This is a genomic window from Methyloversatilis sp. NSM2, assembly GCF_038066675.1.
Lineage (GTDB): Bacteria > Pseudomonadota > Gammaproteobacteria > Burkholderiales > Rhodocyclaceae > Methyloversatilis > Methyloversatilis discipulorum_A.
Window position 1 is genome coordinate 206,288 of sequence record NZ_JBBUKV010000006.1, and the last position, 22,875, is coordinate 229,162.

The window sequence follows — 22,875 nt, forward strand, 5'->3', positions numbered from 1 at the left end:
ATGAAACTGCACTTCGAGCCCAACCTCGACTACCAATTGCAGGCCATCGAGGCGGTCTGCGACCTGTTTCGTGGCCAAGAGGTGTGCCGCACCGAATTCACGGTGACGATGAAGGCACCGCCGCCGGTTGCCGACGATATGTTCCCGGGCACAAAGCCGGAGCAGCTGACCCTCGGCGTGGCCGAATCGGACCTGGGCGTCGGCAACCGCCTCACGTTGCTGGACGACGAGCTGCACCAGAACTTGGCCGACATCCAGTTGCGTGGGGGATTGCCACCTTCCGGCTCACTGGTCTCAGGCGATTTCACCGTCGAGATGGAAACCGGCACCGGCAAGACCTACGTCTACCTGCGCAGCATCTTCGAGCTGAACAAGCGCTATGGCTTCAGCAAGTTCGTCATCGTGGTGCCGTCGGTGGCGATCAAGGAGGGTGTCTACAAGACCCTGCAGATCACCGAGGAGCACTTCAAGGGGCTCTACGCCGGCGTGCCCTTCGACTACTTCCTCTACGACTCCAGCAAGCTCGGCCAGGTGCGCAACTTCGCCACCAGCTCAAACATCCAGATCATGGTGGTCACGGTCGGGGCCATCAACAAGAAGGACGTCAACAACCTCTACAAGGACAGCGAAAAGACCGGCGGCGAGAAGCCCATCGATCTGATCAAGGCGACGCGGCCGGTCGTGATCGTCGACGAGCCGCAGAGCGTGGACGGCGGCCTGACGGGCGCGGGCAAGACCGCGCTCGACGCGATGAATCCGCTCTGCACGCTGCGTTATTCCGCCACCCACGTAGACAAGCACCACATGGTGTTCCGCCTCGATGCCGTGGATGCCTACGAGCGCAAGCTGGTCAAGCAGATCGAAGTCGCTTCGGCGACCGTGGAGGATGCCAATAACAAACCATTCGTTCGGCTGGTTTCGGTGGCCAGCCGTCGTGGCACGATCTCTGCCCGCGTGGAACTCGACGTGGCAACTGCCGGGGGCGTGAAACGGCAAGAAGTCACCGTTTCCGATGGCGATGACTTGGAACAGGTCGCCAAGCGCCCGATCTACGCCGATTTCCGCGTAGGCGAGATCAATACCGCCAAGGACGAAGAGTTTCTGGAGCTGCGCTACCCCGGCGGCGAAACCTTTCTCAGGGTCGGGCAAGCGCATGGTGATGTCGATGCCCTGGCCGTGCAGCGCGAGATGATCCGCCGCACCATCAAGGAGCACCTCGACAAGGAAAAGCGCCTGCGCCCGCTGGGCATCAAGGTGCTATCGCTGTTCTTCATCGATGCGGTGGACAAGTATCGCCAGTACGACGCCGACGGCAACCCGGTCAAGGGCGACTACGCGCGTATCTTCGAAGAGGAATATCGCCGCGCGGCCAAGCTGCCCGCCTATCAAAGTTTGTTCGGCGAAATCGACCTGGCGAGTGCCGCCGAGGAAGTCCACAACGGCTACTTCTCCATCGACAAGAAGGGCGGGTGGACGGACACCAGTGAAAACAATGCGGGCAACCGGGAGAACGCCGAGCGTGCCTACAACCTGATCATGAAGGAGAAAGAGAAGCTGCTGTCCTTCGATACGCCGCTGAAATTCATCTTCTCCCACTCAGCGCTCAAGGAAGGCTGGGACAACCCCAACGTGTTCCAGATTTGCACGCTGCGCGACATTCAGACCGAGCGCGAGCGCCGCCAGACCATCGGCCGGGGGTTACGCCTCGCCGTGAACCAGAACGGCGAGCGCGTGCGCGGCTTCGAGGTCAATACCCTCACGGTGATTGCCACCGAGAACTACGAGCAATTCGCCGAGAACCTGCAGAAGGAAATCGAGGCCGACACCGGCATCCGCTTTGGCATCGTCGAGCAACACCAGTTCGCCGCCATCGCCGTTACCGGGGCCGACGGCCAAGCCGTGCCTCTGGGCGTCGATCAATCGAAAACGCTGTGGGAGCACCTGAAAGCTGCCGGCCACATCGATGCCAAAGGCAAGGTCCAGGATTCGTTGAAGACGGCGTTAAAGGATGGAACCCTGGCGCTACCTGCGGAGTTCGACGCGCAGCGCAGTCAAATCGCCGAGGTGCTGCGCAAGGTGTCGGGCCGTCTGGAAATCAAGAACGCCGACGAGCGCAAGCAGGTTGCCGTGCGCAAGGGCGTCTATCTCAGCCCCGAGTTCAAGGAGCTGTGGGATCGCATCAAGCACAAGACGACCTATCGGGTACAGTTCGATAATGACAAGCTGATCCAGAACTGCATCGATTCGCTTCGACAAGCCCCGGCCATCCCCAAGGCCCGGCTGCAATGGCGCAAGGCCGACATCGCCATCGGCAAGGCAGGGGTGGAGGCCACGGAGAAAGCGGGCGCGGCAACTGTCGTCCTGGACGAGACGGACATCGAGCTGCCGGACCTGCTCACCGACCTCCAGGATCGCACCCAACTCACCCGCCGGAGCATCGCCACCATCCTGAGCGGCAGCGGGCGGCTGGACGACTTCAAGCGCAACCCGCAGCAGTTCATCGAGCTGACCGCCGAGACCATCAACCGCTGCAAGCGCCTGGCCTTGGTCGACGGCATCAAGTACCAGAAGCTTGGCGATCAGCACGTCTATGCACAGGAACTGTTCGAGCAGGAAGAGCTGACCGGCTACCTGAAGAACATGCTGATGGACACGGGCAAGTCCATCTACGAGCACGTGGTCTACGACTCCACCACCGAGCGCGACTTCGCCGACGCGCTGGAGAAGAACGACGCCATTAAGCTCTACGCCAAGCTGCCAGGCTGGTTCAAGGTGCCCACGCCGCTGGGAACTTATAACCCGGACTGGGCCGTACTGGTGGAGGACGGTGGAGCGCAGCGACTGTACTTCGTGGTGGAGACCAAGGGCAGCCTGTTCACTGACGACCTGCGCAACAAGGAGCGCGCAAAAATCGCCTGTGGCGAGGCGCATTTTGAGGCGCTGGCGGTTGGCGAGAATCCGGCACGCTACGTGGTCGAGCGTTCTGTCATCGACCTTTTGGCTGAATCGGCTGCGATCTTCAGATCATATGAAAACCTTGGAGGTGACAGGTGACAGAGAAAAGGAATGTGTTTATCAGCCATGTCCATAAGGACGATCACGGGCTCCAAAAGCTCAAGGATCTGTTGGCTCCAAATGGGATGGAAATCAGGGATTCCTCCATCCATACAGGAAAGTTCAACAATGCTTCCGATGAGCACTACATAAAGACGCAGATCCTTGCCCCTGCGATCAACTGGGCCGGAGTGTTCATTTGCTACGTCTCCCCCCAGACCAAGAACAGCGACTGGGTGAACTGGGAAATTGAGTATGCGGCCAAACAGGGCAAGCGCATTGTTGGTGTTTGGGAGCATGGTGAGAAGGAATGCGACCTCCCGGATGCCCTGAAAGAGTATGCCGACGCCTTGGTTGGGTGGAACGGCGATGCAATCATTGACGCGATCAATGGGAAGGACTCGTGGGAAAAGCCTGACGGCGGCGCCTGCGACCCGGTTCCACTCAAGCGGCATCCCTGCTGATGGCTCGCATTCACTCCTATGTGGTGCGATACGACAGTGGTTTCGCACCCAATCCTTTCTATGGCTACTGCACGCTTGCGACCTGCAAACCCAATATCCGCCGATCCGCTGACATCGGTGATTGGGTGGTCGGCAGTGGCAGCAATGATAGAACTGTCCGACGTGGCGGGCGTCTCGTGTACGCGATGCGCGTTACCGAGGCGATGACATTTGACGAATACGGCGCAGATCCACGGTTTGAATACAAGAAGCCGTACCGCAATGGAAGTCGGAAGCAAAGTTGCGGAGACAACATCTACTTCAGGGCCGTGCCTGGAGCTGCCTGGCAGCAGCGAGACTCATTTCACTCCCGCCCCAATGGCACGCTCAACCCGGACCATGTCGCCCGTGATACGGGCGTCAATAGGGTTCTGATCAGTAATGATTTTGTGTATTTCGGGGGAGAGGGTCCGGAGTTTCCCGAGGAACTGAAGGACCAGCAAGATCGGCCTCTATGCAAAACAGGAAGAGGCCTAACCACCTTTGACGATGCGCAACTGATTGCGAACCTTGAGCAATGGATTCGCAGCTTTAACGTGAGCGGTTATCAGGGCGCTCCATTCGAATGGCTGACTCTTCGTAGGTGACCGATGAAAAAGGAAGGCTCCCTCTTGCTCTCGGATTACGCTGCGGAAATTGCAGCCACAGACGTACTCAACCCGAATGACTTCAACCCTGTCCTCCAAGGTCTATACGGAGAAGTCGGCGGAATAATGGCTACGGCCAAGAAAAATGTTCGAGAGAGAACGGCTTACCCTGGTTTCAAGAAGGCAGCAGAAGAGGAGTTTGGCGACACCCTCTGGTATTTGGCCGCAATCTGCAGGCGCCTGCAGATTCCTCTTGAAGAGATCTTCGCGGAAGCTGCGAACCACGGAAACTTTAAGAATGTGGGCGCTGCAAGTGACATCACCGAAGGTGCGTTAGCCTATATCGCTGTGCCCGTCGCCGTGACTGCTTCGTTGGATGCCACCTTGGTGCGTTTGGGGCAGTCAGCGGCGGCCCTACTGGGAAGCACGCCTGCACGTGCAGACTTGATTGCTTTCGCACGGGCCTATCTGGATGCAATCCACGCGGCCGAGCTTGCGTTTTCGGAGGTGGCTCGCGGAAATCTCCGGAAAGCTCGCGGCGCATTCTTGGAGCCGCAGGCAGAAGACCTGGCTGGCCTTGATTTCGACAGTGAGTTTGGAATTGAGGAACAACTGCCCAGGGATTTCAAAATCCGGGTCAATCAGCGAGGCAGCGGCAAGAGTTATCTCCAATGGAAGGGTGTATTCATCGGAGACCCTCTGACGGACAACATTGCCGATCGCGATGGCTACCGGTTCCATGATGTCTTCCACTTTGCTTATGCCGCAATCCTGCACTGGTCGCCTGTGATGCGGGCATTGATCAAGCACAAGCGAAAGAGCAATCCGAAATACGATGAAGAGCAGGACAGTGGTCGGGCCATCGTCGTGGAGGAAGGGCTTTCAGCGTGGATTTTCTCCAGGGCCAAGGAGCTGAATTTCTTCGAGAACCAGGAAAAGGTTTCACTTGGGTTTCTCAAGACCATTGGTGAGTTCGTGAGTGGTTACGAAGTGGAGAAATGTCCGCTAAAGCTCTGGGAAAAGGCAATCCTGGATGGCTATGCTGTCTTTCGCCAGCTCAAGGCAAATCAAGGTGGCTGGATCATTGGAAACCGAGAACAACGCACCATCAAATACATGCCACTTGAGTCTGAAAAATGAAGATCCACCCGTTCGTTGATGCAGTTGCTTCGCTGCAGTTCGAAGACTGCTTCAATCCGTATTCGGATTGTTGTGAAGTTCATGATAGACGCGACGCACCACGTCGCCGTGCCGCTGCACTGTCCGCCATGTTGCGTCGTGCAACCGAGGAACCCGTAGACGCGATATGGATCGGACGAGACCTCGGATACCGCGGAGGACGCCGCACTGGGTTAGCCCTGACCGACGACGTTCACATAAGCCAGCACGCTAGGCGTTGGAATCTCGACCAGGTCGCCGAGCGGCCGACGATAGGCAGTGCTGTGGCCGAACGAACCGCCGCGGTCATATGGGGCATGCTGGAACATATTGATGCTCGCATCTTTCTCTGGAACGTTTTCCCTCTGCATCCGCATGAATCAGGAGATCCTTTCACCAACCGGCAGCACAACGCGCGTGAGAGGCGAGCCGGCGAAGAACTTCTCCAACAGCTCATTGTCTTGCTACGCCCCTCGCGTATCGTCGCCATCGGTAACGATGCCGCCGCTGCGGCTCATCGCATCACGGATTCCGTACCCGTGATTTGCGTGAGGCATCCTAGCTACGGAGGACAGACCCAGTTCCAGAAGCAAATCTCGGAACTATATGGGCACCCCATGAGCACTGGGTCGCTGTTTTGACGAGAGGCTGGGCTGCTTAGCGAGCAGCGATCGCCGCTTCAATCCAGCCCGATAGGTTGTCACTGATGTGGTTATAGGCCGCGCTGCTGGTGGCCCCCGGTGGATCGTACATGCGGACGACGGTGGATAGCTTTCTACCGTCGTTCAAGGTAAATGCGTCAAACGGATTGGCCCCGGCAACTGATGGTTGCTGGTTATGGTCCAGCAGCTTATGGACTCGTATTCCCAAGAGTCCCTTGCCACTATTCCATGACTGCTCAATTTCATATCGAATCCAGGGGCGATTCGCCGTTTCGGCGCCGACCAGAACAATTGCGCACGTCCGTCCTTGCAGTTGATCGTCAATCCATCGCTTGATTGCGGCCTCGCCACCTCGCTTCACTTCTTCCCATTTGTTATCGCTTGCGGGCTGGTTGCCCTCAACAACACCGATATTCCGTATCTTGGAAGCGCGCCAACTGTCGCGTTGATAGTGGAAGCTATAGAAGACTTTCCGTGGCATGGCGAATCCTTCGTTGGCTCGTGTGAATCGGCAGAGGAGATTCAGCTCGCTGCGCCTTGAATGTTCAATGCGAGGTGCGTGTGAAAGAGTTGCGCAAAGTCAATATCACCAAGATCCACGTCGGTGAAATAACCTTGATCTTTGGCCAAGTTCAGGGCTGCCCCGCCTGGCGATGGCACGGGCAGAACTTTGGCGGCGGGGTGGAATTGCCTGAAGAGTTCATGCTCGGCTTCCACTCCTTCCATGCCGCCGATGAAAACAGCGGCAACGAGATCGTCGCGCGACAGCATTTCTTCCCGCATTAGCAGCAGGCTCGCATCCCTGTCGCCGGCAACTGCGTTGGTGAAGACTACATTGTGAAAACGGTCGTTTTCTTCCGGGTAACGGTCCTTGAAGAACGTGCTCTGATACAGAACCACGGACCCAGAATAATCGACACCCAAATCCTCACAAATGCTCCAGATCATGGGCGTAATAGCGGGATGGCCTCCCCACACAATCTTGTGCTGACGGATGACGGCTATGACCAGTTCCCTCACAGCGCACTGGATAAGGAATGGATTGGCGGTCTCGTGATACGAGCCGCGGCCGACAAGTGGGACACTGGCTGAAAGGAAGATTGCGCTCACGATTCAGACCTCCCAGTCCGCAAATTGCCACCCAGCCTCGCTGGCTTTGACCCACCGCGCAGAGTGGATATGCTGGCCCAGCCAGTCCAAATGCCCCAGCCATCGGGGATGCAAGCCAACATGATCGTAAACGACGGCAACCGATTGATCTGGCGAATTGGTGGATGCGTCATGCAACGTGGTCGACGTGGGGACACCAACTGTTGGGTAGACGACGACATTCCGGCCATCCGGTAGTCGGATATAGACCGCCTTGTTCGGTCCAACGCCGACAAGTTGGCCGCCAATCGTTTGAATAGCGTTGCGCAAATTGCTCACTAGATTGACGGAACGGACCGCATGGCTTTGGCTGCGAACTTCTTCGAGCTGTAGACAGATTCGCTCCACAGCGCTGTCTGCGAGGCGTCCTGTGGCCGCATCCACTTCTTCGGGCAACAATTCTGCGCGACTGGCGGTGGCTGTTCGCGCAGATGGCGTGCAGTCTGGCCAGCCAACCCGTAAGACGCTAATGCCTTTCGCCAGAGCGCGTCCGAACTCTGCGCTTGTCCATCGGCTTTCAAAGTAGCCTGGTGTGTCAAGCATGACAAGAACGTCGGAATCGCAAAGGCGATGCCACAGCATCGTCTGAAAATCTTCCGCAGGTGGAATCCCATGTGTATCGAGAAACACATCGAATAGCCGAGCGGACAAGGCATCGAAGAGTTGTAAGGCTGCATCACGGGCTTCGCCGCGGCGGTAGCTTACAAATACTCGACGCTGGCGAGGTAGTAATCCCGCACACTCAAGTAAAGCGGTCGCGACACGCTGTGGTCCGTTGGCCGTATAGGCTAAGCAGTTGAGAGGTCGCAGTAATTCAGGGATCTCTTCGCTAACTCGATTGACGTCGGACGCTATCGGCAGTAACGGGATGCCTCGTTCCAGCAACTTCGCCACATTGGCAAGGGGTGGATTCTCGCCTCCGAAAAATACCGCAGCGGATGAGCGCTGTTGGTCGGGGTTAAACGCTTCCGGGCGCACCTCCCATCCAACTTCATGCCCTAGTCGCAAGTTGAACATGCCTACGGCAGTTCCGACGACTTCTTCAACCTCAGAAATCTGGGCATCGGTTGGCGAACCAAGCACTGCAAGTTGATAGAGGGCGGTCATGCTCTTCCTTGTGATTCCAGCAGCAACCGTGATTGTCGAAGCGCGAGCCTGTCTGAACGAAGAAGGCAAGCAACCCCGCAATTTTAAATTGCTACAGCCGGAGTGATCTACAGGTACTTCTTGAACGTCGCCGCCGCAATGCACACCGCCACGCCGAGCAGTGCGGCGCTGGGCAGCAGGATCAGCAGCGGGTTCACGCTGACCGGCAGTGCCAGGTAAGTCACCCACGGCAGCACGGCCAGCGGGATCAAGCTGGCCCTGGCGCGGTGATAGATGAACCCCGATTCGCGTCCCGCGCCGAAGCGGCGGATGTCCCGGCGCACCAGGCCGTCCACCAGCCCGACGAAGGCGGCCATCAGGAACAGCGGCAGGGTCAGGCACAGCACCAGCAGCCGCACGAGGAAGACCAGCGTCGTGTAGGCCGCCGCTATCAGGTAGCTCTCCACGTTCACGTAGACCAAGCCGATGTAATAGCGGAAATCCTTGGTCGGGCGGTGGCTGCCGACGCTGGCCTGCGCCGAGGCATCGCGTATCCAGTCCAGCAGACCGCTTTTCACGAACAGCCAGTCGTAGCCCTGCTCGACCAGCCGGTGCGCGGTGCGCCCTGGCTCCTGCACCAGCGCGCTGCGCGTGAAGTGCGTGGAGAGCTGATCCAGCTCGTAGTGCAGCATGCCCTGCGCGTGGCGCCAGCCCTGGTCGGGCCAGAAGAAGTGCATACCGACGCATTCGATCAGGATGCACAGCAGCAGGGCGCCGCACAGGACGCCGAAGAAGCGGAATGGCAGCGTGACCAGGCTGGCGATCAGCCCCTGCTGTCGTTGCTGCTGGCGCTGTGCCGCGACGGCCGGATCGCTCATGCTTCGGCTTCTTCAGCGGCGGCCATCTGCTTGAAGTCGTCCAGCAGGTCGTCGGGCAGCGCCTTGTCCTGCAGGCCGGGGATGCCTTGGTTCTCCCACCAGTCTCCCGCCTCGACGTAGTGCTGTCGCATGTAGCCGGCCAGCTCCTGCAGATCCTTCGGCATGGCTTCGTCGGGGTCGGGTGCCGGCAGCGGCATGCGGACTTTCCAGAGGTTGCCGCCCTCGGTCAGCGCGAAGCACTGCCCCTTTGGCAACGCCACCACATGCGCCGGCTCGATCAATGGCACGCTGGTCGTGCTGATGCGGTCCTGGGTGTTGGACGTGAACGCGGTATTGCCGTGCGGGTCGGAGCTGTCGGTGGCGCCGCTCATCAGTGCCGTGGCATACACCTCGACCTTGGGCAGTTGTCGCGTCAGCAGCTCGGCGGTGGCGGTCTCGCGCACGCGCAGCATGAACAGATTGTTGAAGTTGCCGACGACCTGGCCGGCCTTGGCACGGTTGCCGATGCGCGCCTCGATGTCGCTCAAGGTCTGCGTGTAGGCCGTCACCTGCACGCCGGCACCGCCGCCCTTGTTGACCATCGGAATGAACTCGTCGCCCATGAGTTCATTGAATTCGTCGGCGTGGACGTTGATCGGAATCTTGGCGCCCACCGCGGCGCCGGGCAGCCCGTCGTCGATGCCGAACTTGTAGATGTGACCGGCGACCGAGACCAGGTCGCTGAACATCGAGTTGCCCACCGCCGCCGCGACTTCGGCGTCGGACAGTGCATCCAGCCCCACGTAGACCACCGCGCGTTTGCGGATCACCTGCATCCAGTCGAAGATCGGCCGCGGGTCGGACAGGTCGGAATAGTTCGGTGCGAGCAGTTGCGCGATCTTGCCGGTGGTGAGCTTCTCCAGCAGCGGCAGCAGCGAAGCGACGATCTTGTCGAAGTACGTCCGGTCGTAGCGCACGGCGCTGCGCAGGCCGTCGAGCACCGGGTCATAGATGCGCACCTGGGACAGGTACTGTTCGAGGGCCACCACGCGCTTCTCTCGCCCGATCATGTTGCGCGGGATGTTCTTGTCGTTCAGCTTCGCTTCGAGCTGGACGATGACCTCCCAGACCTTCGGCTCGTTCTTGGCGAAGTAGTGCTGGGCGTACTCGATGAACAGCGCGTCGATGTTGATGACGTGGCGCTGGATCAGCAGGTAGTCCGGCCGCTGCCCCAGCTCGACCAGGGCGCGCGCGATGATGTTGACGAAGCGCCAGGCGAATTCGCGGAACGCGGCGCTGTTGCCTTCGCCCGAGAGCTGTCCGGCGATGCGCGTTGCCACCTCGGAGATCCGCCCGAACCGGCCCACGGCGTTGTAGCGCGCCGAGATGTCCGGCCAGCCCAGATGAAACACGTAGAACTCGCCTTCGCGCCCGGCGCGCTTGGCCTCGACGTACATGCGCTTCAACAGGTCGGCGTCGCCCTTGGGGTCGAAGACGATCACCACCTCGTGCTCGCCGCGAACCTTGCGGCGGATGTCCTGGGTGATGAACAGCTCGGCCAGCCGCGTCTTGCCCACGCGCGTGGTGCCCAGCACCAGGCTGTGGCCGACGCGCTCGCCCAGCGGCAGGGTGACGTCGACCTCGTGCGGCTCGATGCCATGCAGGCGCGGCAGTCCGCCGACCGGCGGCAGCGGCCGCGCCGGGTTGAGCGGGCTGTCCCAGGCCAGCGCGCGCGCCAGCTTCGAGACAGGAAACGGCGCGAACTCAAGCCGCTCCTCCAGCCGCCGGGCGGCCCGGTAGATCGCCGTCGGCTCGACATAGCGGCGGAACTCCGGCCGGTAGGTCTGCATCAGCCGGTGCGTGTGTCGCTGCTCCCAGCGGAAGCCCCGGCCGACGAACAGCCGTTGCTGACTCACCGGCACGTCGCGGCTGGTCATTACGTAGCGCGACAGGCGGCGGATGTTGCGGCGATAGCGCAGGATCGCCCAGGCATCGCGCAGGCGAATCGCGCCGAAGGTCAGGAAGGCCAGCGCCGAGCCCAGGCCGAGCAGCGGGTTCAGCGCGAGCGACCACGGTGCCACCAGGCACAGAATCGCGGCGCCAGTGCAGACCGCCACGGTGTAAAGCTCCACCGCTGGCCGCAGCAGCACCTCGACCGCATGCGGTTGGGCCATTTGCGCACCTACTGCTCGACGCCGGTGGACGTGATGAGCACCGGGTAGTGGCGCAGGCCCAGGCGCTGGGCCAGGTCGTCGCCGGAGGCCGGCGAGAGGGTCAGGCCAGGAGCCAAGCGGCGCAGTTCTGCGAGTGCCGTCGCCGATTCCACGTTGACCACCAGGCCCACGGCCTGCAGCTCGCGCAGCGCCGCCTGCCGCTGCCGCAGCCAGGCGCGCGACCGCTCGTCGTCGCCGATCAGGAACAGCGCCGTCAGGCCCGGCGCCCGGATGACGCGGCGCTGCACCTCGCCCGGCGACAGTTCCGTCGAGCGCACCGGCAGCATGGCGGCTTCGGCGTCGGCCGTGTTGCCCGCGCGCGGGGCTGGCATCGGGGCCGGCGGCGTGGCCTTGTCCGGCTGGGGATTCAGCGGCCGGTAGTACGGCAGCGCGGAGGCGCCGCCACGATCTTCGACGACGATCAGCGGCGCGGAGGCGGTCTGCGCAAAGACGGTGGTCGTGGGCAGCAGCCCGATGGCGGCGATGAGGACGATGTGGTTCATGGCGTGGTGGCCTGGAGGGTGGGAACGGGAACGTCGGGGTCGAGCACGCGGGTCAGGTGCCGATGCACACTGCGCCGGTAGCGCGCTGCGGGTGCCCCGCCGGCGGGCCGGTGGTAGCGGCCGATGGCAAGCAGCCAGTCCTCGCCCGGCGTGTGCTGTTCGCGCAGGATTTCCGCAGCGATGGCGAGGTTGCGGTACGGGTCCAGCAGCTCGCAGGGCTGCGTGTAGCGATGCGTGTGGTAGCCGAGATTGACCTGGCCGAGGCCGGCGTCGATGCGATTGGCCGGCGTGTGGGCGAGCGCACGGTGCAGCCCCGCGCAGGCCTCGGCGCGGGTGGCGTAGCGCTGTGGCGAGCCGGCGACGTTGAGCGTCCACGGCCAGGGGATCAGGCGCCCGCGCAGCATGGCGCCGCTCTCCTGCAAGGCCACCGCGTACAGCACCGCCGCCGGCACGTCTGCACGATGCGCCGCCAGTCGATAGGCCGGCGGCGGGACTTCCCGCGCCAGGACGGCCAACGCCCAGCCGCCGGTGGTGAGCAGCAGCACGGCGCTGGCGCAGCGGATGGCGACGCGGGACGGCCGACGCTCCCGGCCCGGAGTACCTATTGCCGCTGCCATTGGCCGTTCACCTCGCGCACCACGGCCGGCAGATCGCCGGGCAGGCCGAGCGACAGCCAGCGCCCCGCATCGTGGTTGAGCGTGATGGTGCGGGCGCGCACCCTGGCCGGGTCGATGCCCGCCTGGGTGGCCCACTGCCGGATGCGCGCGTCGTCCTGACGGCTGCCGACCATGTAGAGATCGAAGGCAGTGCCGGCCGCCTGCAACTGCTGCACGCGCTGCGCGCACGGTGCGCAGTCGGCCTTGACGAAGACCGCCACGCGCCCGGAGCCGGTGTTGCCGGCGCCCTGCGCCTTGGCGCCGGGCAGGCTCACGCGCGGCTGGCCGGGAAACAGGCGCTGCCACGCCGCGTCGTAGGCCCGCTGGTAGGCCAGCGTCTTGCCGACGCGCCGCGCCTCGGCCTGCACCTGCAGTTCGGCGTAGCGCCTGCGCTCCTCCTCGCTGCGGGCCTCGGTGCCCAGCGCCGTGAGCGGATCGAGCTGGGGCGAATAGACCCCGAGCGGCCCCTGCATCAGTTGCCGGTAACGTGCCCACTCCTCGGAGCGAAGCCCCCACTCCCGCGCCTGTCTCTCGTCGAGCGCGGCATCAGCGCCCGGCTGCACCTGGGCGGGCACCATGCGCGAGTTCGTCACCGGGGCCGGCTGGGCGGATGCGCCGAAAGCAGCGAACAGGACGAAGGTAGCGAGCAACGACCGCAGGATCATGGCGACCTCCTACGGCACCGCAACGCGCTGCGTCTGGCCGTTCACCTGGAACACGCCCGCCTGCGCCTCGATGGACTGCAGTTGCCAGCCGCCCTCGGCATCGCCCTCGCGCAGCAGCCGGGCGCCCGCGAGCGAGGCCGCGGCGGTAGAGGTGATCGACAGAAAGCGCTCGCCTCCCCGCAGCTCCACGCCGAGCACACGGAACGGCGGCTCCGGCACCTTGGGCTTCGTCGCAACCGGAGTGCGCGGGCGAGCGGCGGATGCCACCTGCCGGGTTTTCTCAAGGCGGGTTTCGATTGCGTTCACGCGCGCCAGCAGCGTCTGCAGGTCGACGGCCAAGGCCCTCGCCTCATCGGCCTCTTCGAGGCGCGTCATCCGTTCGTCCAGCGCCTGCCGCGCGTTGGCGAATTCGGCCTGGCTGATCGGCGCCGGCCGGCGCTTGTCCGCATCGACCTGTCGTTCGAGATCGGCCACGCGCAGGCCCAGCGCATTGACCTGCGCATCCTGTGCGCTGCTCTGGGTCTGTTCGGCGAGCCGCGACAGGCCGACGCTGTTGATGAGTGCCACGGCACTGATGAGCAGCAGCCAGAAGGCCGCGGCGATCTTGAGCCAGCGCGTGCGGGAATCGCGCTCGGATGGCGATTGGGGAAGGGTCATGGCTGCAGCTCCTCGGGCCGGTCGGCGTCCGGCACGGGCGTGGCGGTGCCCGGCGGATTGGCGGAAAGGAAGGTGGGAGCACCGTGCCGGCTGAAGCAGACCTGGCGGGTCAAGTCATCGACCGACAGCTCCCAGGCGGGGCCGGCAAGGGTCAGCAAGGCATCGCGCAGCATCAGCGGGCCCAGGCGCAGGTGTGCGGCGGGCAGCGGCAGCGCGTGGAGCGATGCGGCCTCGGCCGCATCGCAGAGCCGATAGCCGGAGCGCAGCAGCACATGGCGCATGGCATCGCCCACGCTGGCATCGAGCATGGGCGGAATCGAGACCTCCACCGCCTGCTGCAAGAGATCACGCTGCGCAGGTTCCGGCACCAGCTCGACCAGGGTGTAGCGGCCGTAGCGGGCCACAGGCACCAGTCGCTGCTCCGAAGCTGTCTCGTCGGGCGGCGCTGCTATACGGTCAGAGGTGGCCGGCGTCGTCGTGCAGCCGGACAGCAGGCCGCTGAGCACGGCGAAGATGCAGAGGAAACGAGGCAGAGACGGCAGCATGTGGCACCCCATGGCGATGAGATGCCTTCACCATTGCAGAACCGTGCTGCGCGGGATGCCGGAAATCCGAAACGCGCGGCGCCCCGTTTCCGAGGGAAGTCAGGACGGGTTCGGGCCCGTCATTTCGCCGGTGGCGATGGCGCTCGGGTTCGCCGTTGAAGACGCCGCCCGGTCCGGCAAGTGCGGCCGCACCGGTTCGATCCGCTCGATGAACCGGCGAAGTTGCTCCGGTGACTCGGCGCTCCGACACGGCAGCTGGTCTTCGATGATCAGGATGCGCATGACGGCACCGTTCCAGACGGATGCCGTCAATCTATGGCCAGCTTCGCGACCGGTCTACTGAAGTGTTTCTGACTTTCCCATCAGGATCGGGCGCGGGGACCGGCCTCACGGCGTAGCCTCCCCGTGCCGTCGGAAGGCGCGCCAGAGCGCGAGGTCATAGGCAATCTTCAGCGCGCCACAGGCCACCAGCGGCGCGGCCAGCCAGCCGGCGGCGAACAGCGCGCCACCGATGGCCGGGCTCACCGCGGCCGCGAGGCTCCTGGGCACGGCGGTGAAGCTTGCCGCCGCGGCGCGCTCAGCCGGCGTGACTACCGCCATGACGAAGGCCGAGCGCGTCGGCACGTCCATCTGCGACAGGGCGCTGCGCAGGAACAGCAGCGTGAGCGCCACCGGCAGACTCTCGGCGAGGGCGGCGAGGATCAGGCAGACGCTCGACGGGATGTGGGTGAACACCATCGTGTTGACGAGGCCGATGCGGCGCGCCACCCAGGGCGCTGCGAGCTGGGAGCCTGCCGAGAGCAGCCCCGCCCAGAAGAAGAAGTGGCCGGCGGCGGCGAGCGAGAGGTCGAAGCGCTCGAACAGCCAGAGCGCGAGCAAGGTGTTGACGATCAGTCCTCCGGCGAAGGCGTCGACCGAGAACAGCGCGGCCAGTTTGATCACGATGCCGCGCGAAGGCCCCAGTGGTGCGGGCGGCGCCGCCTGTGCGTGGACCGGATGGTTCGGCAGCGTGCGGTAAAGAAGGAAGATCGCGACGCCGGTCAGCCCGTAGGCGACGAACATGAGGCGCAGCGCGTCGAGCTGCACCAGGCCCGCATTCGTCAGGGTTTGCGGAATGGCCGTCGCCAGAGAACCGGCCGCGGCGCACAAGGCGCCGACGAAGGTGTAGCGCGCGAAGAGGAAGGTGCGCGCCTCGCCCTGCGCCGACTCGGCCAAGCGGGCGTGCTCCAGCGGCAGGAAGACGCTGACGTCGCCGGAGCTGGGATTCATCGTGCCGACGAAGGCGACGAGCAGCAGCGGCCAGAAGTCGCCAACGCCACCCAGGCCGGCCAGCAGCAGACCGGTCAGGCACATCAATCCGGCGGCGGCGAGCAGCAGCCGGCGCTGCGGGAAGCGATGTCCCCACTGGCCTACCGCCAGGGTCGCCAGCGCCGAGCCGAGCAGTGTGGCGGTACTGATCAGCCCGACTTCCCACGTGCCCAGCCCCAAGGCCAGCAGATAGACCGGCAGCAGGATGGCGACATAACCGTCGGTGAAGGCCCGCAGCGCCCGGCCGGCGAGCAGCAGGCGCGCCTCGGGCGCGGCCCCGGCGGGTAGCAGCATCACTTCGAGCCGAGCAGCCGCGCGACCTTCTTCAGCGGCGTATCCGCGCACCAGGCGTAGAGCGCGTCGTACATCACCATGCCTGCCTTCAGCATCTCGTGGTCGTCGGCGAAGTTGAGCGACAGCCCTTTCGAGATGGCCAGCAGGCCGGCCGCCTCCTTCGCGAGTTGGGGCTGGCCGCAGTCGGCGGCGCGCACGATCAGCGCCAGCTTGTTCAGGGCCGGGTCGATGAGCTGATACTTCTCGATGAAGGCGTCGAAGCTACAGTGGTCGCCGTGGTGGCCGAGCTCGACATTCGGCACGTCATAGGGGATGGCGCCGGTGTCGGCGGCGAGGCGCATCACGTCGCCGGCCGGCACGTAGAGGAACTCGGGGGCCTCGTCGATGAAGCGCGCCACCAGCCAGGGGCAGGCGATGCGGTCGATCTTGGGGCGTTCGCGGGTGATCCATTTCATCGGGGTCGTCTCCTGTTCAGAAACCTTCGGCTTCGCTTTCCTGATAGGCCTGATAGGCGTTGCGGCCATTCAGCTCCTTGAAGTTGGCCAGCGATTGCCAGGCCGAGGCGTCGAAGCCCGACTTGGCCGGTTCGATGTCGGTGCCTGTCTTCACCGCATCGTCCATGTGGCGCTTGAGCCGCGTCAGGTAGTCGCGGGTCGGATGCTCGAAGGCGGCGAGCGGCGCGGGCTCGCCATGCCCGGGCACGAAGATGGCGCTGTCCAGGGAGCGCAGCGCATCGAAGGCCTCAAGCCAGCCCTTGACGCTGCCATCCGGAATCAGGGCCGGCAGTCGGCCGTCGTACAGGATGTCGCCGGCGAACACGGTGCGGTCGGGGCGCACCTCCGCCACCAGGCTTCCCTTGGTATGGGCCGTGCCGGCGTGGCGCACGCGCAGCACGACGCCGCCGCCGAGATCAAGATCGGCGGACTCGCCCGCGCTGAGCAATCGATCCGGTGCGGCCGGTACGGGCCATTCGGCAATGCCGAGAATGCCCGCCGCCGCGCCCACCATCGTGGCGCCGTCCCGCGACATGCGCTCGGCCGCATCCCGGCCGGCGAGGATGCGGGCGCCGGCCCGGCGGAAGACATCGTTGCCGAGAAAGCGATGGGGCTGCGAATTGGTACTGACCACATAACGCACCGGCAGCGCGGTGCGCGCGCGGACGTGGCGCAGCATCGCCTCGGCCATGTCGGGTGAATAACCGCTGTCGATGACGGCCACCGCCTCCTCGCCGACAACGAAGCCGAGATTCATGCGGAAACCCCGATTGGCCTTGCTCGGGCCCTCGTACGGGCCAATCCAGGCCCAGGCATGGGGAGACAACTGTCGAGGTGCAGGCAGAACGTCGGCGTATGACGCTCCCACCCCCAGCAGGCTCAGGAGCACGAGGCCGATCGACCGCGCGAGGCACTTCATGGCTCGACTCGCGCCGCCTCCATTCGGCGTCGGCCGGCCGATCGGTTCATGCGCGAACGATGCCGGGGCAGTGGCGTGCTTCATTCAGCCCTCCACGTTGGCCAATGCAGCCTCGGCAGCCGCCCAGGACAGGTTCTGCATGAAGGCGTCCACATAAGCTGCGGCCTTTGCGCCGAAGTCCATGTGGTAGCTGTGCTCGTACATGTCGAGGGCGATCAGCGGCGTGGCGCCGGCCAGGTTGTGGGCGTGGTCGGCGGCCCAGGCGTTCACGAGACGCTCGCGGCGCGGGCTCCAAACCAGCAAGGTCCAGCCGGAGCCGCCGCCCTGGGCCTTGCCCATGGCCGTGAATTGGGCGCGCCAGGCGTCCATGGAGCCGAAATCGCGCACGATGGCCGCCTTCAGCGTCCCGCCAGGGCCGCCTCCCGCGCCACCGAGGGAATCGAAGTACACCTCGTGCAGGATCATGGAACCGCTGGCGATCATCTCCTCGCGCTTGAGGCCGTTGATCTCGAACACCGGCGCCGCTCCCCAGGTCAATTGCGCCAGCTGTTGCTCGATGGCGTTGAGACGCTTGACCGCACCGCCGTAGTTGTTCTCCCAGTGGCTGACGATGAGCTTCTCGGACAGGCCGGTGAGCTTGGCTGGATCGCACGAAAGGGGCTTCAGTTCGTAAGGCATCTTGGCTTCCTCAGCAAGGTGGATCGGAAACGGCGCGACGAAGGCTGACTCGATCAGGTTCAGCCTTGGTTCGGAAACACCAGCCAGCCCGCCAATCCCGCCGCGAGGATCACGACGACGACGTTGAGCTTGTTCTTCCAGGCATAAAGGAACGCCAAGCCTGCGGCGAAGATCGACATGCCCATCGCCAGCGATGGGACACGTTCAGCCGTGACCTGCGCCAAGTCGAGGGTAGTTGCGCCGATCAGGCCGACTACGCCGGCCGCGACGCCGTCCAGGAACGCGTGCAGCCGTTTGTTCTCCACGACAGCCTCCAGCCGGTCGTAGAAAATCAACGAGAACGCAAAGGCCGGAAGAAAGACACCCACCGTCATGGCCACCGCCCCGATCGGCCCCCCTGCCACATAGCCGACGAACGTGGCGAAGATGATGAGGGGTGCCGGCAGCACACCGGACAGCGCCAGGCCGTCCAGGAACTGCCCATCCGTCATCCATCCGCGCCCGACGGCGTCGTTGCGAACGAACGGAATCGCTGTGTAGGCGCCGCCGAAGGTGAGCAAGCCGGCCTTCAGGCCCGACGCGAAGATGAGCAGCACCGAGGCCTGGCCCTGAACGACCGCTTCCACAAGCTTCGCTGTCGGTGCAGCCCACAAAGCCACGGCCGCGGCCAGCGCCACCGCCGCCAGTGTCACCAGGAGCGCCAAGGCCCGATGATTCAGCACGAGCAGGGCGTACACAAGGCCGCCCGCCGGCAGGGTGATCCAGAAGTCGACACGACCTATGGCCGCCAGCGCGCAAACGATGGCAATGACCCACAACCAGCGGTCAAGCAGGATGTGCTCGCCGATACGGTGCACGGCGCGCACGATCAGGGCGATCATAGCCGCCTGCACGCCAAGGAACGCCGCGCCCAGCGCGGTACCCACGAATTCAATCTGGAAGTACAACCAGGACAGCGCGAACATCAGCAAGAATCCGGGAAGCATGAAACCGAGTCCCGCCAGTACGCCCCCCAGCCGCCCCTTCGCCCGGATGCCCAAATGAACGCATATTTCGTGCGCTTCGGGTCCGGGCAGTACCTGCATCACCGCAAGCAGCTTGTTGAAGCGTCTGCTGGAGATCCAGCGTTCCTCGTCCACGAGCTCGCGGCGCAACATGCCGATCTGAGCCACAGGCCCGCCCCATGCGAGCAAGCCGAACTTGAGGAAGCGCGCGAAGAGCTGCAGGTAGCTCATCGCTGGAGGGACCGCTTCAGTCGTGGCAGCGGTCTGAGGACTGGTCGGGGCGTTCACGTTGTTTTTTCCTCGTAACTCTTCAATAGCCAGTCAAAGACTTCGCATGCGCGGGCAAGCAGCGCGTCGTCGTCGGGTTCGGATGCCCGCAGGCCGGCGAGCAGCGATTCGATGCCCAGCGCTTCAGCTACCGGTAGCCCCCCCACATCCAGGCAATGCACGAGCTCGCCCAGGCGTATCAGTGCAGGGGCGGAATCAAGTCCGAAACTCGCCAGTAGCGTCTCGAAGCTGACCTTGGTGCCCACGTGACTAAAGGCCGCGCCGTCGAAATCGAAGCCAAGCCAATCGGCTTTGCAGTCGGCGGGACTCGTCAGCCAGACGATGCGGGCCTTCGGGTCGATAAACCGGCGGATCAGCCAGGCCGAGGCGAGCCGGTCGACCCACGGACGGGCCCGCGTGGCCCAGACACGGCCCCGATAGTCGGCCCGCTCCAGTCGCGGAATGTCAGCCTGCCGAGGGGTCGGCTCGTCGGGAGAAAGCCGGCGGGTGAGCGCGTCGCGCAGGTCGTCGAGCAGGCTCAAGGTCTGCCGCTGCGCCTCGCCGGGGAAGAAGTCGATGCGCGCCACCTGCTCGAAGCGGCGCACGAGCGGCTGGAGCTTACGCGCGGCGGCTGCGCCGTCCAGGGACGCCAGGCTCCGTCCGAGCCCTTTGATCTCCTCGACGATGCCCGCGTACTCCTCGCCCCGGTCGAACAGGGCGCGCAGCGCGGCTTCCTGAGCTTCGTCACACCCCGACAGTCGATAGACCTCGCCGCTGCCCCCGGCCTCGACCGACTGCGCCGCCACTTCGTCCAGCGCCGTAGCGCTATCGGCCGAGTCGGGCAGCAGATAGACCCCATCGCGCAGCGTCGCGCAGCCCAGCGCCTTGACGGAGCGCCAGACGCGCATGCGGCCGGTCGATGCCTTGGTGGGCAGGCTGATGAACAGCGCGAGAAAGCTCAAGCACGGACTCCTTTATCGCCAAGGGGTTGATAATGAGTTATATATCTTACTGCATGTTATAGATCAAACGAAATCTAAGAAGTTGCGTAGCGAGTCCGTCGGATCTGATCCCAAATCGCATGGTGCCCGCCGATGCGCCGACCAGCCTTATCAAGGAACGCTGGGAGAAGCTGGCGATGGCCGATGCTGGCATTGACCGGCACTACTACGGCCGCGCTTTTTTGTTTTCTGAAACGCTCCCCTGAAATAGCGACTGCGGCAACGACCGAAGACAAGAATTCGGCCCCCGAAGGGGCCGACCAAGAGTGAAACAATCTCAATGCACCAACTGCCGCGCCAGTGCCACTTCCACCGAGTCTCCGTCCTGGTTCAGGACATCCAGCCCGGATTCGGGCACGTCTCCCGACGTGCTCTGCGACACCATGATCTTCCTGGCCATCAACCCCAGGCAGGTCATCTGCGAGGAGTTGGCGTAGCCGAGGTAGATCACGCGCACCGACTGCTTCTGACCGATACGCCATGAACGGCGTGCGGCCTGCTGCAGCGAATACACGTTGTAGCCCGACTGCATGAACACGATCGTCGGGAACTCCAACAGGTCCAGGCCGGTTTTCACCAGTTCGGGATTGGTGACGAGCACGTCGATACCGCGGTCCAACTGCTCGGCGATCCAGTCTTCCCGGCGGGAGGCATCCACGCTCGCGCGCAGTACCGCCACCTTGAAGCCTTCCTGCTCCAGCAGCACCTTCAGGCGCGACGTGGTGTCGCGCGTGCCGGTGTAGACCGTGTAGACCAGGGTCTTGCGACCTTCTGCTTTCTCCTGCTTGCAGATATCAATCAGCTCGCGCTCCTTGGGCATCACCTCCAGCTCGTTGAACTGAGCCGGGACGAAGGCCAGGGTGTTGCGCGTGCGTGGATGCACCACCGTCTCCGACCGGAAGCAGCAATCCGGCCAGGCCAGCAGCACGTTGAGGACCACACCCAGCAGCGTCGTGTCGCGCTTCGCCAGGGCCTGCTTCAGCTCCTGGGTCAGCCGACCCGCCAGATCGCGGTAGGCCGCAGCTTGCGCCGTGTCCATCGCGACTTCGCGGAACTCCTCGTCGTAGGGCGGCAGCACATTGCCACCGATGTCCTTCAACTTGAGGAAGACCGTGAACGGCAGGACGCAACGCAGCACGCCCTTGGGACCGAAACCCGGCGCCTTGACCGTGCGCACCGATACCTTGGTGCCCTTGGCCGTCTTGTGCGCCGTGCCGGTGCTCTCGGAATAGATGTCCTTGAGCACGCCGTGATCGCGCATGAACGCCATCGCGGCCGACGTCATGCTGCCGCTCTTCGTCGGCCGGTAGCCGTCTTCGATCATCCGCCCCGGAAGGGCTCGGAACAGCAGGTGGAACAGGTCGTCGCCGTAGCCGCCCATCAGCGTGCCGGTGAGCAATAGCGTCTTGCGCGCCTTGGCCGCCAACACCCCCATGGCCTGGCCCTGTGCGGAGCCGCCGTTCTTGTACTCGTGCGCCTCGTCGGCGATGAGCAGGTCGAACGTGCCTTGGGGAAGCTGCCTCTTGATGAACTCGGACGGCTGGTAGCCGCCCTCGCCGAAGCCGAACTCCATGTTGGCCATCGCACGTTCCATCCGATGGGCTTGCCGGTCCGAGAAGACCAGCTCGCCGTTGCCATCCATCAGGTTGATGAACTCGTGGATGTTGTCCCCGAGCATCGACGCGAGGAAGGCGTCACCGAACTTTTGCATCAGCTTCTGCGCGGTGACTTCCCCGATGGTTGGAATACGCTTCAGTGCCTTGAGCACGGTCGAGGACTGGTCGCTGGCGGACAGGCCTCTGGGACGGATCAACGACCACAGCGGTGCACGGCAGTGGCTGCACTTGCGGCGGGACTCCTCGGCTTCCAGCTCGACCGGATTGATCGGCTCGCCGTCGAGGTCGGTGATGACATGCCCGCAATCCGGGCAGGCCCCCACGTCGCCGTGAGGCGTGCGCCGCCGAACGAAGACAGGCTTCCAGTGGAACCCCATCCGCATCCGCACGCGGCCCAGGACGAAGAACTCCTGGCCCTGGGCCGGCACGCCCAACTGCTCTCGCAGTTTCAGCAGCTTGACCAGCGTGTCCGGGCCATTGAGCACCCAGACCTTGGCACTGGCCACCGTCTCCTGGATTTCGCGCCGCCACTTGTAGACCAGGTGCGGCGGAGACAGAACCAAGGTACGGCGGTAGCCTTCGGCGTTGAGCACGGCGGCGGTGGCAATACCCACCGTCGTCTTGCCGCAGCCCATCTCGCCATTGACGATCGCGGCGCGTTCGCCACGATCGACCAACAGCTCGGTGACGGCGTGGACCACATCGGCTTGCGCCGGGAACAGCTTGCGCTTGAGCGCGGCGAGGATCAGTTGCCGATGCACCCGCACCTGGCCGGTGTAGACCGGAGGATTGGCGCGGTTGAGCGAATCGAGCAGCTCGTCGCCGAACTCCGATACGAAGTCCTGCAGGCTGAGGGTGAGCGGAGAAGATGCGGCTTCGAGCAGGTCGCCCTGCACGGGCGAGGCATCGGAAACAGCCGCGGGAACAGTTTCGAGATCGAGTGACATGGTGATGCTCCAATGGAAATGGGGCATGCACCGACCCCTGCGGGGCGATGGC

At 63.8% G+C, this 22,875-nt stretch carries 24 protein-coding genes; 6 read left to right on the forward strand and 18 right to left on the reverse strand.

Annotated features, from left to right (window positions below; genetic code table 11):
• The 5 genes from WJU27_RS14560 to WJU27_RS14580 are packed head-to-tail and all read left to right on the forward strand — an operon-like array spanning nucleotide 1 to nucleotide 5,943.
• Nucleotides 1-3,054, forward strand: coding sequence for a type III restriction-modification system endonuclease (locus tag WJU27_RS14560; protein ID WP_252627589.1), 3,054 nt, complete (start codon nucleotides 1-3; stop codon nucleotides 3,052-3,054).
• 14 nt (nucleotides 3,055-3,068) lie between these two features.
• The gene (locus WJU27_RS14565; protein ID WP_236079554.1) at nucleotides 3,069-3,518 is read left to right on the forward strand and encodes a TIR domain-containing protein; all 450 of its coding nucleotides are present in this window, start codon (nucleotides 3,069-3,071) and stop codon (nucleotides 3,516-3,518) included.
• Complete coding sequence (locus tag WJU27_RS14570; protein WP_079380531.1) at nucleotides 3,518-4,144, forward strand: Nmad2 family putative nucleotide modification protein; 627 nt, start codon at nucleotides 3,518-3,520, stop codon at nucleotides 4,142-4,144. Before WJU27_RS14565 ends, WJU27_RS14570 begins: the two co-directional genes overlap by 1 nt.
• Nucleotides 4,145-4,147: 3 nt before the next feature.
• Nucleotides 4,148-5,284: a nucleoside triphosphate pyrophosphohydrolase family protein gene (locus WJU27_RS14575; protein ID WP_043496606.1), complete on the forward strand. Its 1,137-nt coding sequence runs from the start codon at nucleotides 4,148-4,150 to the stop codon at nucleotides 5,282-5,284.
• Nucleotides 5,281-5,943, forward strand: coding sequence for a uracil-DNA glycosylase (locus WJU27_RS14580; protein WP_079380532.1), 663 nt, complete (start codon nucleotides 5,281-5,283; stop codon nucleotides 5,941-5,943). The genes WJU27_RS14575 and WJU27_RS14580 overlap by 4 nt, the downstream gene beginning before the upstream one ends.
• Nucleotides 5,944-5,959: 16 nt before the next feature.
• On the opposite strand, the gene WJU27_RS14585 is transcribed toward WJU27_RS14580, so the two are convergent.
• The 17 genes from WJU27_RS14585 to WJU27_RS14665 all read right to left on the reverse strand — a co-directional run bounded on the left by WJU27_RS14585 (nucleotide 5,960) and on the right by WJU27_RS14665 (nucleotide 20,221).
• The gene (locus WJU27_RS14585) at nucleotides 5,960-6,445 is read right to left on the reverse strand and encodes a TIR domain-containing protein (protein WP_079758535.1); all 486 of its coding nucleotides are present in this window, start codon (nucleotides 6,443-6,445) and stop codon (nucleotides 5,960-5,962) included.
• 41 nt (nucleotides 6,446-6,486) lie between these two features.
• The gene (locus WJU27_RS14590; RefSeq protein WP_043496611.1) at nucleotides 6,487-7,074 is read right to left on the reverse strand and encodes an SLOG domain-containing protein; all 588 of its coding nucleotides are present in this window, start codon (nucleotides 7,072-7,074) and stop codon (nucleotides 6,487-6,489) included.
• 3 nt (nucleotides 7,075-7,077) lie between these two features.
• The gene (locus tag WJU27_RS14595; protein ID WP_079380534.1) at nucleotides 7,078-8,220 is read right to left on the reverse strand and encodes a toll/interleukin-1 receptor domain-containing protein; all 1,143 of its coding nucleotides are present in this window, start codon (nucleotides 8,218-8,220) and stop codon (nucleotides 7,078-7,080) included.
• 107 nt (nucleotides 8,221-8,327) lie between these two features.
• Nucleotides 8,328-9,077, reverse strand: coding sequence for a TIGR03747 family integrating conjugative element membrane protein (locus WJU27_RS14600; RefSeq protein ID WP_341422555.1), 750 nt, complete (start codon nucleotides 9,075-9,077; stop codon nucleotides 8,328-8,330).
• Nucleotides 9,074-11,230: a type IV conjugative transfer system coupling protein TraD gene (gene traD, locus WJU27_RS14605; RefSeq protein WP_341422556.1), complete on the reverse strand. Its 2,157-nt coding sequence runs from the start codon at nucleotides 11,228-11,230 to the stop codon at nucleotides 9,074-9,076. The genes WJU27_RS14600 and traD overlap by 4 nt, the downstream gene beginning before the upstream one ends.
• An 8-nt stretch (nucleotides 11,231-11,238) precedes the next feature.
• Nucleotides 11,239-11,772, reverse strand: a complete 534-nt coding sequence (locus WJU27_RS14610; protein ID WP_341422557.1) for an integrating conjugative element protein — start codon at nucleotides 11,770-11,772, stop codon at nucleotides 11,239-11,241.
• A complete protein-coding gene (locus tag WJU27_RS14615) occupies nucleotides 11,769-12,389 on the reverse strand; it encodes a lytic transglycosylase (RefSeq protein WP_045786196.1) in 621 nt (206 codons plus the stop codon). The genes WJU27_RS14610 and WJU27_RS14615 overlap by 4 nt, the downstream gene beginning before the upstream one ends.
• Complete coding sequence (locus WJU27_RS14620; protein ID WP_341422558.1) at nucleotides 12,374-13,093, reverse strand: TIGR03759 family integrating conjugative element protein; 720 nt, start codon at nucleotides 13,091-13,093, stop codon at nucleotides 12,374-12,376. The genes WJU27_RS14615 and WJU27_RS14620 overlap by 16 nt, the downstream gene beginning before the upstream one ends.
• A 9-nt stretch (nucleotides 13,094-13,102) precedes the next feature.
• Nucleotides 13,103-13,750: a hypothetical protein gene (locus WJU27_RS14625; protein ID WP_341422559.1), complete on the reverse strand. Its 648-nt coding sequence runs from the start codon at nucleotides 13,748-13,750 to the stop codon at nucleotides 13,103-13,105.
• Nucleotides 13,747-14,295, reverse strand: coding sequence for a PFGI-1 class ICE element type IV pilus protein PilL2 (gene pilL2 / locus WJU27_RS14630; protein WP_045786193.1), 549 nt, complete (start codon nucleotides 14,293-14,295; stop codon nucleotides 13,747-13,749). Before pilL2 ends, WJU27_RS14625 begins: the two co-directional genes overlap by 4 nt.
• A gap of 99 nt (nucleotides 14,296-14,394) precedes the next feature.
• Complete coding sequence (locus WJU27_RS14635; protein ID WP_033986571.1) at nucleotides 14,395-14,577, reverse strand: hypothetical protein; 183 nt, start codon at nucleotides 14,575-14,577, stop codon at nucleotides 14,395-14,397.
• 105 nt (nucleotides 14,578-14,682) lie between these two features.
• On the reverse strand, nucleotides 14,683-15,897 hold the full coding sequence (locus tag WJU27_RS14640) for an MFS transporter (protein WP_033986569.1): 1,215 nt from the start codon (nucleotides 15,895-15,897) through the stop codon (nucleotides 14,683-14,685).
• On the reverse strand, nucleotides 15,897-16,352 hold the full coding sequence (locus WJU27_RS14645) for a chromate resistance protein ChrB domain-containing protein (protein ID WP_033986567.1): 456 nt from the start codon (nucleotides 16,350-16,352) through the stop codon (nucleotides 15,897-15,899). Before WJU27_RS14645 ends, WJU27_RS14640 begins: the two co-directional genes overlap by 1 nt.
• Nucleotides 16,353-16,368: 16 nt before the next feature.
• The gene (locus WJU27_RS14650; RefSeq protein ID WP_196751209.1) at nucleotides 16,369-17,394 is read right to left on the reverse strand and encodes an MBL fold metallo-hydrolase; all 1,026 of its coding nucleotides are present in this window, start codon (nucleotides 17,392-17,394) and stop codon (nucleotides 16,369-16,371) included.
• Entirely contained in the window at nucleotides 17,395-17,988 is a 594-nt protein-coding gene (locus tag WJU27_RS14655; RefSeq protein ID WP_116829749.1) for a superoxide dismutase, read from the reverse strand.
• Nucleotides 17,989-18,047: 59 nt separating this feature from the next.
• On the reverse strand, nucleotides 18,048-19,280 hold the full coding sequence (gene chrA / locus WJU27_RS14660; protein ID WP_172040025.1) for a chromate resistance efflux protein ChrA: 1,233 nt from the start codon (nucleotides 19,278-19,280) through the stop codon (nucleotides 18,048-18,050).
• Nucleotides 19,277-20,221 (reverse strand): chromate resistance protein ChrB domain-containing protein, encoded by a 945-nt coding sequence (locus WJU27_RS14665; protein ID WP_033986563.1) that lies wholly within the window; start codon nucleotides 20,219-20,221, stop codon nucleotides 19,277-19,279. The genes chrA and WJU27_RS14665 overlap by 4 nt, the downstream gene beginning before the upstream one ends.
• A 119-nt stretch (nucleotides 20,222-20,340) precedes the next feature.
• Here WJU27_RS14665 and WJU27_RS14670 point away from each other — a divergent pair, with 119 nt between their 5' ends.
• A complete protein-coding gene (locus WJU27_RS14670) occupies nucleotides 20,341-20,466 on the forward strand; it encodes a hypothetical protein (protein ID WP_255321382.1) in 126 nt (41 codons plus the stop codon).
• Between the two features lie 71 nt (nucleotides 20,467-20,537).
• Here the strand turns inward: WJU27_RS14670 and WJU27_RS14675 are convergent, their stop codons facing one another.
• The gene (locus tag WJU27_RS14675) at nucleotides 20,538-22,823 is read right to left on the reverse strand and encodes a helicase-related protein (RefSeq protein ID WP_033986562.1); all 2,286 of its coding nucleotides are present in this window, start codon (nucleotides 22,821-22,823) and stop codon (nucleotides 20,538-20,540) included.
• Nucleotides 22,824-22,875 lie beyond the last annotated feature (52 nt).